Origin of the sequence: Anabaena subtropica FACHB-260 (assembly GCF_014697105.1) — a bacterium.
GTDB lineage: Bacteria > Cyanobacteriota > Cyanobacteriia > Cyanobacteriales > Nostocaceae > Trichormus > Trichormus subtropicus.
In genome coordinates, this window is the sequence record NZ_JACJRF010000001.1 from 67221 (window position 1) to 79853 (window position 12633).

Consider the following 12633-nt stretch of genomic DNA (forward strand, 5'->3'; position numbering starts at 1 on the left):
ACGAATTTTTCTCCCATCCATGTGCATCCCCTTCATCCGGATAAATTTCCAAAAAATAATCTAACTGCAAATCTCCGAGGGAATTATATGAAAGCGGTGATTTTGGCTGGAGGACTTGGTACACGCCTCAGTGAAGAAACCAGTATCAAGCCTAAGCCGATGGTAGAAATTGGTGGTAAGCCAATCCTTTGGCACATCATGAAAACTTATTCTGCTCACGGCATTAATGATTTTATTATTTGTTGTGGTTATAAAGGTTACGTCATTAAGGAGTATTTTGCTAACTACTTCTTACATATGTCTGATGTAACTTTTGATATGCGTTTTAACCAGATGAATGTACATTCTGGTTACGCTGAACCTTGGCGCGTCACTTTGGTAAATACAGGCGATAACACCATGACTGGTGGACGCTTGAAACGTGTCCGCGAACATCTTGGTAATGATACCTTTTGTTTTACCTATGGCGATGGCGTATGTGATATTAATATCACCGAACTAGTCAAGTTTCATCAAGAACAAAAGACCCTAGCAACACTCACAGCCGTCCAACCAGCCGGACGTTTTGGGGCAATTTCTCTCGGGTATGAGCAAACTAAAATTACTAGTTTCCGTGAAAAGCCTGAGGGTGATGGTGCTTGGATTAACGGTGGTTATTTTATCTTAGAACCAGAAGTCATAGACTTGATTGCTAATGATGCTACTGTTTGGGAGAAAGAACCATTAGAAAAGTTAGCAGATATGGAGCAATTATCTGCTTTTAAACACAACGGTTTCTGGCAACCAATGGATACATTACGAGATAAAAATTATCTAGAGGAGTTGTGGAAAAATAACCAGGCTCCCTGGAAAGTCTGGTAACTAAGTCTACAGAAAATTCAAAAAGTATCTGGCATTTTGTCCCATCTTATTTTGATTTCTGTTGTAAGGTATTGTTTACTGATTTAGTGTAATTTTAAGTGCAGTAATACCAATGTACGATTTTGCCATTGTCGGTGGGGGAATAGTTGGACTGTCTACAGGGATGGCTTTAGGTAGACGTTATCCCCAAGCAAGGATTTTAGTATTAGAAAAAGAAAGCCAATGGGCATTTCACCAAACTGGCAATAATAGTGGTGTTATTCACTCTGGAATCTATTACAAGCCGGGGAGTTTCAAAGCTAAATTTTGCCGTGATGGTAGAGACTCAATGGTAAAATTCTGCCAAGAGCATGGCATTGACCATGAGGTTTGTGGCAAGGTAATTGTAGCCACAGATGAACAAGAATTACCACGCCTAGAAAACCTGTACCAACGCGGCTTGGAAAATGGTACAGAAGTTCAGAAAATTAGCCGAGAAGAAGTTAAAGAAATCGAACCTCACGTCAAATGTGTAGCAGGAATTCGCGTTTTTTCAACTGGTATTGTTAATTACAAGCAAGTTTGTTTAAAATACGCCGAATTAATTCAACAACAAGGTGGAGAATTACGCCTCAACACCAAAGTCCTGAAAATTTCCCCCAGTGGCAAAAATCACGTACTGGAAACGAATAACGGTAACTTTGAAACCAGATTTGTGATCAATTGTGCCGGATTGCACAGCGATCGCATTGCTAAATTAGGTGGAGTCCAACCAAGCGCAAAAATCGTACCCTTCCGGGGAGAATATTACGAACTCACCCCAGAAAAACGCTATTTGGTCAAAACTCTCATTTACCCGGTTCCCAACCCCGAATTTCCCTTCTTGGGTGTCCATTTCACCAGGATGATTGACGGTAGTGTCCACGCTGGGCCGAATGCAGTTCTTAGCCTGAAGCGCGAAGGTTACAAAAAAACCGACTTCGACTTCAAAGACTTTGCCGAAGTCATGACTTATCCTGGTTTTTGGAAACTCGCAGTCAAACACGCCGACGAAGGTATCCAAGAAATCATTCGTTCCTTCAGCAAAGCCGCTTTCACCAGAAGTTTGCAAAAACTCATTCCCGAAGTCCAAGCCGAAGATTTAGTTCCCACCCATGCAGGGGTACGCGCCCAAGCCTTAATGGATGACGGCAAACTAGTAGACGATTTTTACATTGTTCCTGGTGAAAACTCCATCCATGTTTGCAATGCACCTTCACCAGCCGCTACTTCTTCCCTGGAAATTGGCAAAGCGATCGCTGCACAAATCCCCCAACAATCGCACCTTGAGACTGTAGTAATTGCATAGATAACGCGGTGTGCAACTTTCTCTCGAACCTAACCCCCAACCCCTTCCCTACAAGGGAAGGGGAACAAGAATTAAAGCCTCTCTCCTTGTAGGGGAGAGGTTTGGAGAGGGGTTTTAAGGATAAGTCGCACATCTCGTTAGATAAGAGATAAGGGGGATGAAGAAGACAAAAACAGTAGAAATACTCCCCCAAACTTCATTAACCAATATAGAGAATTTGACACAAATGAAAATTTTAGTAACTGGAACTGAAGGATATTTAGGTTGTTTATTGCCTTCCTTGTTAATTGGAAAAGGACATGAAGTAATTGGTGTAGATACTGGTTATTACAAAGTAGGCTGGCTATACAACGGTACTCAAGTAACAGCTAAAACCCTCAACAAAGATATCCGCCACATCACCCCCGAAGACTTAGAAGGTGTGGAAGCGATCGTCCACATGGCGGAACTCTCCAACGACCCCACCGGACAATTAGCACCAAATATTACCTACGACATCAATCATCTAGGTTCAGTTCGTCTAGCTAACCTAGCGAAAACAATGGGTGTACGGCGCTTCGTCTATATGTCTTCCTGTAGTGTGTATGGTGTTGCTACCGAGGGTGATGTCACAGAAGCCTCTCCTATCAACCCCCAAACAGCCTATGCAAAATGTAAAACCCTAGTAGAACGGGATGTCACACTCCTAGCTGATGACGACTTCTCGCCTACCTTTATGCGGAACGCCACTGCTTTTGGTGCTTCTCCCAGAATGCGGTTTGATATTGTCTTGAACAATTTAGCTGGCTTGGCTTGGACTACGAAAGAAATCAAAATGACTAGTGATGGTACACCTTGGCGGCCATTAGTCCATGCACTAGATATTTGCAAAGCTATAATTTGCGCTTTAGAAGCACCTCGTGATATTGTTCACAATCAAATCTTTAACGTTGGTGACACCACCAACAACTACCGCGTTAAAGAGATTGCCGAAATCATCGCCGATACATTCCCTGGATGTAAATTATCCTTTGGTGATAACGGTGCAGACAACCGCAGCTACCGCGTATCTTTTGAGAAAATTAATAGCATCCTCCCCGGATTTAAGTGTGATTGGGATGCTCAAAAAGGTGCTAGACAGCTATTTGATTTATTCAGTCAAATAGATATGACAGAAGACACTTTCTTATTTAGAGGTTTTACACGCTTAAAGCAGCTAGAATATCTCATTCGTACTGAACAAATCAACCAAGATTTCTTCTGGAACATCAAATAATATCATGTTCATTTGAACATTGATAATATCGGTAGTGGTTGGTAATGGCTAAAAAAGAATTATCTATAAACTATTAGCTATTACCAACCAGAACAAGCATATTTGTTGACTTTTAAAATCATTTTTTGTCTGTGTATCTGTGCCTCTGTGGTTAGAAAAAATTATATTTAACCACAGAGACGCAAGCTATATAAACCATCACCCTCACGGATTTTTATTCCTGATTATGAGCAAACTACTAACAATTGCTATCCCAACTTATAATCGTGCTAATTTACTCGATAAGCAGTTAGCCTGGCTAGCAAATGCCATCAAAGGATTTGAAGCAGATTGTGAGATATTAGTTTCTGATAATTCTTCTACTGATCATACACAAGACATTATCCAGAAATGGCAACAAAAACTACATAATATCACCTTTAAAGCTAACAAACATCCAGAAAATTTAGGCGTAATGAAAAATATTATGTACTGCCTAAATTCTGCGGAAACACAATATGTTTGGACTATTGGTGATGATGATCCTGTTCAAGATAGGGCTATTTCTTATGTCATCAATAAAATCAAACAACATCAAAATTTAGGCTTACTCTTCCTCAATTTTTCTGGTCGGAATAAAATCACTGGTCAACCAGTATTCCCACCAACAATTATTGGGAATCGCTGGTTTGATGCTGATTGTGAAGATGGTTGTAGCGACGGTAAAGCCATTTTTGAACATTGTTTTGCGAAAAGTGTCGGTGCAGTTATTTTTCTCAGCGCAAGTATTTATCGCACTGATTTAGTCAAAAAAGCTCTACAAAATTGGCCAGATGCAGCCAGTAACTGGATATCTTTAGCATATATCGCTGGTTATTGTGCTGCTAATGGTACTGTCATTGTCACCAAAGAAAATTTTTTAGAATGTATTGTTGGTGTGAGTTATTGGCAGAAAGAGCCAAAATCAGCATTGTTAATGCAATACAAACACATCCCCGAAGTGATTTTAAAACTTCAGGAAATTGGCTATTCTCAACAATTTTGTCGGCGAATGCTGTTGCAAAATTCTAAAGAAGTAGACTTGAAAGTTTTCTTAGGTGCTTTGAAAAGATGGCCTGTATCTGCTATTAAGACAGTCATACCATTTTTAGCTTTAGTCAGTATAGCAGCTTTAGAATTTATTCCTTTTAGAGAACTAAAAATTTCCGAAGCTGGTGAAACCATAACTCCAGAAATGCACTCACATAATCATAAGCGATACTCAAAAATAAATTAGTGGCAAAATAGTTGAAACTCACCCCAGTGTATAACATTAAAAATAAACTATTTGCCGCACAGTCTGAATTAGTTTATAGGCTGAGACTTTTGCGGCATGAAAAAATTTACCGCCATTAGAATCAGGCGATCGCTTAATTTTTCAATCTCTCAAAAGAGAGGGAGTTTATATCACAACTATAGAAGAATTAGGATTAGAATCTACACCGGAATTGCTCAAAGCTACTCATCAGCAGCTAGCACAAATGTCAGATGATATTAATCAGCATCTCAAGCAGTCCGGATCTTTAGGAATAACCGATGAACAATTAGAAGAAATTATCCCCAAATCAGCTTGGAAATCTTGCTCAGATACAGTAGTGATTGCTGACCCCGCAACTGCATTACATCACGGTACTTTACGCACACAAGAACGGTCAGCACTATTTTTTGCTTACACTGCTAATCCTCCCAAACGGCCAGAACTTTGTACACAATATTGGGATGATACTTTCACTAAACCAGATTTAGCTAAAATTCCGGTTTAGCTCCTTTGTTTAGTGTAAATGCTAAAGAATTCGTATTTGTAGACAATTACTATTTGAGAAATACATGATTTTTACTAATACATCACTCAAAGACGCATTTATTATTGATTTAGACGAAAAACCAGACCATCGTGGTTTTTTCGCCAGAACTTTTTGTGCTAATGAATTTGCAGCCCACGGTTTAAAACCAGTAGTAGCCCAGTGCAACCTATCTTATAACTACAAAAAAGGTACGCTGCGGGGTATGCACTATCAACTCAAACCAGCCGCAGAAACAAAATTAATTCGCTGTATAAAAGGTGCTATTTATGACGTAATTATTGATATGCGTCCTGATTCACCAACATTTTTATCACATTTTGGGGTAGAACTCACTGCTGATAATCGCCGTGCTTTGTATGTACCAGAGATGTTTGCTCACGGTTATCAAGCCCTCACTGATGACGCAGAAGTTGTCTATCAAGTAGGTGAATTTTATACGCCGGGATATGAAAAAGGATTACGTTACAACGACCCATTTTTTAATATTGAATGGCCTCTAGAAGTAACGGTGATTTCTGATAAAGATGCTAATTGGCCTTTATTAGAAACATTACCAATTGGTAGCCCAAACCCTGTGGAAGCAGTTTGTTAATAGAAGCTAGTACCGCAGTAAATTCAAAATAAAAAAGGATTAATCAAAAATGATTATTATTGATAATGCTCTAAAAGCTCGTGCTGCTGTTGGTAATCCGGTGAAAGTGGGAATGATTGGCGCTGGATTTATGGGTCGGGGTATTGCCAATCAAATTATTAATTCGGTTCCAGGGATGGAGTTAGTTGCTATCTCTAACAGGAGTATTGATGGTGCAAAACGAGCTTATAACGAAGCTGGAATTGAAGATATTCAAATTGCGGATTCTGTGAGCGAGTTAGAAAGTGCGATCGCTCAAGGTAAATATACCATTACCGAAGATGCGAAAATCATCTGCCAAGCCCAAGGCATCGACGCAATTATTGAAGTCACTGGTGCTGTAGAATTTGGCGCTCATGTAGTCATGGAAGCGATCGCCCATCGCAAACACGTTATCATGATGAATGCCGAACTTGATGGTACTGTCGGCCCCATCCTCAAAGTCTATGCAGACAAAGCTGGTGTGATTCTCAGTGCTTGTGATGGCGACCAACCAGGCGTACAGATGAACCTTTACCGATTTGTCAAAAGCATCGGCCTCACTCCCCTATTGTGCGGTAACATCAAAGGACTGCAAGACCCCTATCGCAACCCCACCACTCAAGAAGGATTTGCCAAGCGTTGGGGACAAAAAGCCCACATGGTGACTAGCTTTGCTGATGGTAGCAAAATTTCCTTTGAACAGGCGATCGTTGCTAATGCCACAGGGATGAAAGTTGCCAAGCGGGGGATGTTGGGGTATGACTTCACCGGTCATGTTGATGAGATGACCAATATGTACGATGTGGAACAACTCAAGCAACTAGGGGGTATCGTTGATTATGTAGTCGGCGCAAAACCCGGCCCTGGCGTATATGTGTTTGCAACTCACGACGACCCCAAACAACGCCACTACCTCAACCTATACAAGTTAGGCGAAGGCCCACTCTATAGCTTCTACACTCCATATCACCTCTGCCATTTTGAAGTACCCTTGTCTGTAGCCCGTGCAGTTCTCTTCCAAGATGCTGTGATGGCTCCCCTAGCAGGCCCCCTAGTAGATGTTGTCACCACTGCCAAAATAGACCTTAAAGCCGGGGAAACTCTAGATGGCATTGGCTACTATATGACCTATGGACAATGTGAAAATTCTGATATTGTCCAACAGCAAAACCTCTTACCAATGGGTCTAGCAGAAGGATGTCGTCTCAAACGAGATATTTCTAAAGATCAAGTCCTCACCTATGATGATGTAGAACTACCCCAAGGTAGACTTTGTGACCAACTAAGAGCCGAACAAGACAAATATTTTGCCCCAGAAAAAGTTCTAGTAACTGTTGGATAATCAGTAACTCAATTAAAAAATGTGAGATGTAGGGTGATCGCCCTACATATCGCATTATTAAATCCTCAAAAATGCCCCCCTTCCAGAAGGGGGGCTGAGGCTATCGGAATGCAATTAAATTGAAAGTTGAATCGCAAAATAGTTCAAAAGATAGAATCAATTTTCAGGCTATTTAGAAATACTATTATTTATCGAAAATCGGATTATTATTATGGCGTAATAGTACCATAAATGTATCAAATAATAGTAAAAAAATATCACCTAAAATACCAAAAATTTGACAAATATCTGCTGAAATATTTTTAAATAAAATCCCCGGAAATTTAGTTCAATATGAAAGTTGCTTTAGTCCATGATTATCTGACCCAGCGCGGTGGAGCAGAACGTGTATTTGAATTGCTTTGTAAGCGCTATCCTGAAGCGGATATTTTTACATCATTGTATGATCCGCAAAAAACTATCGATATGGGTGAACGGTTAGTTAACACCACATTCTTACAAAAAATTCCTGGTGCAGCCAAATATTTTAGATTAATGGCTCCCTTATATTTTCCTGCTTTTCGAGCATTGGATTTGCAAGACTACGATTTAATTATTAGTAGTAGTACTAGTTTCGCCAAAGCAGTACGTAAAAGACCAGACGCTAAACATATTTGTTTTTGTCATAACGTCACCCGTTTTTTATGGGATACAGAAACCTATTTAAGAGAGTATAGCGATTATAGATATTTGTCAGTCTTAATCGAAAAAGTTTTTCAGCTAATGCGAGATGTAGACCTGAAATATGCTCAGGAACCTGATATCTACATTGCTAACTCCAGCATTGTTGCTCGCCGTATTCAGCAGATTTATGGCAAACAAGCAATAATGATTAACTATCCAATTGATACCAGTAACTTTGTTTTTTCTGATACAAAAGATGAATATTATTTAGCATCGGCGCGGATGATTAGCTATAAACGACTCGATATCATAGTCGAGGCTTTTAATTGGCTTGGATGGCCGTTAATCATCTCCGGTGATGGCCCAGAAAGAGAAAGATTACGTTCCAAAGCTTTAGATAATATTAAATTTGTAGGTCATGTGAGTGACAGCACACGCAAAGAATTATTTTCTAAAGCCAAATCTATCATAGTAGCCGCCTTAGAAGACTATGGTTTAGTTCCTGTAGAAGCTAATGCTAGTGGTACACCAGTTATTGCTTTTGGCGCAGGTGGAGTCTTAGATACTCAAATACATGGCAAGACTGGAGTCTTTTTTAATCGACAAACACCAGAATCTTTACAAATGGCGTTATTAGAGTCCGGAGAAATCACTTGGAATTATGAAAATATTCGTAATCACGCTGTGAATAATTTTTCTGAGCCTGTTTTCTTTAGTAAAGTTGAGCGAGTTATTGCCCAGACCTGTAGTCTCAATTAAATCAGTGAATAGTGTGTAAGTGTCTGGTGTAATATTCCACCAACAAATGAACCTGATAACTGATAACTGTTTTATTAGCGTCTCGAACACAAGGATCATAAACGTGGTTCAAACTACTCTAAGTACAAATATAAACATTGCTGATTCAGAACCGAGTTACGGCAAAATCTTTTCAGTTTTCCTGCGTAGGTCTCCTTGGTTCTTAATGGCATTTTTGACAACAATTGCCCTAGCAGCTTTGATTACGGCGAGAACTAAACCTACCTACAAAAGCTCAATGCAATTGTTGGTAGAACCTAACTATCAAGGTAAGAGAGAAGGCGGTACTCCAGAAACTCAGTTTCTCGAACCTGATATCCAAATAGACACTGCTACTCAACTGAACTTAATGCAGAGTTCAGGACTAATTCAAAAAGCAGTGACTAAATTGCAATCAGAATATCCAGATATTACTGTAGCTGATATTAAAAATGCCTTGGTCTTAAATCAAATTAGGACAAAACAAGATAATGTCGCTACTAAAATTTTTCAGGTAGAATATACATCAACTGATCCTGAACAGACTCAAAAAGTACTGAGTTCTATTCGGGAAGTCTATATAGAATATAACAAACAACAACAGGATAACCGTCTCAAAAAAGGTCTGCAAGTTATTAGAGAACAGTTGAGCAAGGCTAGCGAAGAAGTGAACGCAGCAGAAGCCAACTTACAACGGTTCCGCAGAAATCAGAATTTAATTAACCCAGAAGCTCAAGCAAAAGCTCTAGAAGATGCTTTGAACGCTATTGAGCAAGAACGCCGGACTACTCGTTCTGCTTATGAAGAGGCGTTGGCAAAGCAAAAATCTTTAGAAGCGCAATTAAATCGTTCTCCTAAAAATGCTTTAGTTACTTCTCGTTTGAGTCAGTCCGTTCGCTATCAAGGTTTACTCAACGAAATTCAAAAAACAGAACTGTTATTAGCTCAAGAACGTTTACGCTTTACCGATGAAACCCCCAGTGTGCAGAAGCTGAAAGAACAACTGCAAAGCCAAAAGGAATTATTGCAACAGGAAGTAGGCAGAACCTTAGGCTTTAAATCTGCTAATGTCTTCAGGACTGGGGAACCGCTTTTAGAACAGGGTCAGTTTGGTCAAATTGATCTGACTCTTGCTGGTCAATTAGTAGAAACGCAGACAATCATAGTTGCATTGACTGCCCGTGACCAAACTTTGGCACAGAAAGAAAATCAACTACGTCTGGAAATTAAACGCTTTCCGCCCCTGTTGGCTTATTACAATCGCATACAACCACAGTTGCAATTCAGTCGTGAAAGATTGGAACAGCTATTGCGAGCAGAACAGCAACTGCGCCAAGAACTTGCTAAAGGTGGGTTTAATTGGGAAGTTGTAGAAGAACCCCAGATAGGGATGCAATTAGGCCCTAATCTCCGGCAGAATCTCATGTTGGGCGCAGTCGTTGGGTTAATGCTGGGAGGCATTGCTGCCTTTATTCGAGAAGCGGCTGATGATTCTGTTCATACCACTGCTGAGTTAGAAAAGCAGGCGGCTTTGCCTTTGTTAGGAACTACTCCCAAGTTGCCACCTGCTAAAACTAGAGAATCAGTCATCAAGTTGCCTTTTGGTAAGCCAGAAGTGTTGGGGCCTTGGACAGTTGAAGTTCTCAAATCTTCCATCCGTTGGGAATCTTTGGATCTGATTTACAAAAATATTGAGCTTTTAAATTCTGTATCTAGTTTGAAGTCCTTGATGATTACCTCGCCTATGCTTGATAGAGGTAAGTCAGGTTTGGCTCTAGGTTTAGCTATGAGTGCAGCCCGTTTACATAAACGGGTACTACTGATTGATGCCAACTTACGCGATCCTAGTTTGCACGAACATCTTAATCTTCCCAATGAGCAGGGGCTATCAACTCTCTTAGCCAGCGAAATTACTTTACCAGAACAGATTGGTACTCATAGCGTAGGTTCAGCCTACATCGATATTTTGACGGCTGGGCCATCGCCTAATGATTCAGCAAATCTCTTGAGTTCTCCACGCATGAAACAGTTGATGGCAGCATTTGAGGAGAATTACGATTTGGTTATCATTGATGCACCACCAGTTCTAGGTTTGGTAGATGCCTTGCTCACAGCATCATCTTGTCGGAGTGTGGTGATGGTGGCGAGTCTTGGAAAAGTGACTCGTAACCAAATCGCTCAAGCTACAGCCATGTTGAGCAAGTTAAACCTCATTGGTGTTGTGGCTAACGGTGTATCTAACTCTGATAGCACCTATGTACCTTATGCGAGGGAATACCGTTTTGCCCTGGAACAGGCAGTAGAAAAGTAATTGAGTGAGAGATGGAGGGAAATTTTTTAATTTTGCACTAATTCGTCTCTAGTCCCCTACCCTCAGCTATATTTTTTGATTGTGCGATCGCACCTCATGAGGTGCGATCGCACATATCTTTTTTTCGCTCTATTCTCAAAAGTGATAGGTAAGCTCGTAGTAAGGACTAAAGTCCTTTTTTTTTCATTTAACTACCCCAAGAAAATCTGTCATATATCAAATTAATGTGACTAAATTAAATAAAAATGCTGTAATAATTAAACATTTTTGTTGTTATAATTTCAACTATTGATATCTTATTTATTTAAGTATATTTATCACATCTTTATAAATATCTATCCAAAATATTGAATATTTAAAGAGTAAATAAAGAATTAGTTCGGAGATATAGCTATTCTCACTGATTCTTATATCCTAGAGATAGAAATTCAATTCAAATGGTTCCAATCCAAAAGTGAATTAGGTTCTGAATTTTATTGTAAAAGTAGACAATTAGTTGTAGATAAACATAAATGTAAAGTGCTGAAATCGAAGAGTGTAGATGCCTAAATATGTCTTTTCAAAGGTTAGGTTAATTAGCTCTATACTCCTCAATAACATTAATTCCTGTAGAAAAGATTAAATCACTCAGATAGCTTTACCAATATGTTTATCTTCTCTACTTTTTTGCATCATGTATAAGCTGTGTTTACCAATTTAAACTAGCAGCCATTCTCAAAAATATTTACTTGCAATTTCTGCTAGTTTAAAAGTTGATTCTGCACACAAAATTCTACAGCTTTTTCGGGCAGAATAAAGTTTCCATCGAAGTCTTTGGCATTGACAGCCTTTGATATCATCTCAGCAATTTAACTTGTATAGATCCAAAGACATTATGACAAGCGTAATAGTTTCCAAGGTTGAGAATAACGATATAATTGCGCCGCAAGATCAAAATAATTGCTCCTCAAAGTATACGCTTCAGTGGCGACGGGGTCAGTTGTTGGTGAAATCATCTCTCAAAGTAAAACAGCCATATTTACCTTCTCTAAATGATGAGAAATTATTAATTAATTGCTTAAAACGCTCCCCAGTCAATTTGGTGAGTATAGATGGCAAATTGGGTGAAACTTGGCTGAAGTTCTGGGCTGAAGCCTGTAATCAAGCTCATAAGCCAATTTTTCTGAGTAAACCCGCTCACGTTAGGCTCTCCAAATCAGGTAGCCAATCTCTAAACTGGTTGTGGCGATTGATAAACCAGCTAGTCGCTTTTGGATTGTTGCTGTTAGTGATTCCAGTAATGTTGGGATTGGTGATGCTGATGCAGATTGATTCACCAAAATCTCTGTTTACCTATGAGTGGCGTGTGGGAGAACGAGGTAAATTTTTTCGCCTAATAAATTTCTGCACTACTACTCAGAATAACTCCAAAACCTTGGGACTTTGGCTCAAAAAATCCGGTTTATATCAGCTACCACAGTTATGGAATGTGCTGCGGGGGGAAATGAATTTAACAGGGTCTGATTGTTGGACTTTAGAAGATGCAGTAAAGCTCAGTTTAGCAGGACAGCAACAGGCGAATACACTACCAATAATTACCAGATCATGGGAAGTATCAACAGAATCTCAACTGGTGCATTTAGATAGTTAGAAACTAAATTTCACCTTTGTCCTGAGAGAGT

Annotated in this window: 10 protein-coding genes; all 10 read left to right on the forward strand. The window is 39.6% G+C overall.

The genetic code is table 11. From position 1 onward, the window contains the following. The first annotated feature begins 87 nt into the window (after positions 1-87). The 10 genes from rfbF to hepC all read left to right on the forward strand — a co-directional run bounded on the left by rfbF (position 88) and on the right by hepC (position 12602). A complete protein-coding gene (rfbF, locus tag H6G18_RS00285; protein WP_190405076.1) occupies positions 88-861 on the forward strand; it encodes a glucose-1-phosphate cytidylyltransferase in 774 nt (257 codons plus the stop codon). Between the two features lie 112 nt (positions 862-973). Next, on the forward strand, positions 974-2188 hold the full coding sequence (gene lhgO / locus H6G18_RS00290; protein WP_190405077.1) for an L-2-hydroxyglutarate oxidase: 1215 nt from the start codon (positions 974-976) through the stop codon (positions 2186-2188). A gap of 226 nt (positions 2189-2414) precedes the next feature. Then, positions 2415-3443, forward strand: a complete 1029-nt coding sequence (locus H6G18_RS00295) for an NAD-dependent epimerase/dehydratase family protein (protein WP_190405283.1) — start codon at positions 2415-2417, stop codon at positions 3441-3443. A 226-nt stretch (positions 3444-3669) separates the two neighbouring features. Further along, positions 3670-4698, forward strand: a complete 1029-nt coding sequence (locus H6G18_RS00300) for a glycosyltransferase family 2 protein (protein WP_190405078.1) — start codon at positions 3670-3672, stop codon at positions 4696-4698. A gap of 244 nt (positions 4699-4942) precedes the next feature. Then, the gene (locus H6G18_RS25150; protein WP_313954406.1) at positions 4943-5224 is read left to right on the forward strand and encodes a hypothetical protein; all 282 of its coding nucleotides are present in this window, start codon (positions 4943-4945) and stop codon (positions 5222-5224) included. Positions 5225-5288: 64 nt separating this feature from the next. Continuing rightward, the gene (gene rfbC / locus H6G18_RS00310; protein ID WP_190405079.1) at positions 5289-5858 is read left to right on the forward strand and encodes a dTDP-4-dehydrorhamnose 3,5-epimerase; all 570 of its coding nucleotides are present in this window, start codon (positions 5289-5291) and stop codon (positions 5856-5858) included. Between the two features lie 49 nt (positions 5859-5907). After that, positions 5908-7221: an NAD(P)H-dependent oxidoreductase gene (locus H6G18_RS00315; RefSeq protein WP_190405080.1), complete on the forward strand. Its 1314-nt coding sequence runs from the start codon at positions 5908-5910 to the stop codon at positions 7219-7221. A 333-nt stretch (positions 7222-7554) separates the two neighbouring features. Further along, positions 7555-8643: a glycosyltransferase gene (locus tag H6G18_RS00320; protein WP_190405081.1), complete on the forward strand. Its 1089-nt coding sequence runs from the start codon at positions 7555-7557 to the stop codon at positions 8641-8643. Positions 8644-8746: 103 nt separating this feature from the next. Beyond that, positions 8747-10972: a GumC family protein gene (locus tag H6G18_RS00325; RefSeq protein ID WP_190405082.1), complete on the forward strand. Its 2226-nt coding sequence runs from the start codon at positions 8747-8749 to the stop codon at positions 10970-10972. An 874-nt stretch (positions 10973-11846) separates the two neighbouring features. After that, complete coding sequence (gene hepC, locus H6G18_RS00330) at positions 11847-12602, forward strand: heterocyst development glycosyltransferase HepC (protein WP_190405083.1); 756 nt, start codon at positions 11847-11849, stop codon at positions 12600-12602. The last annotated feature ends 31 nt before the right edge of the window (positions 12603-12633 follow it).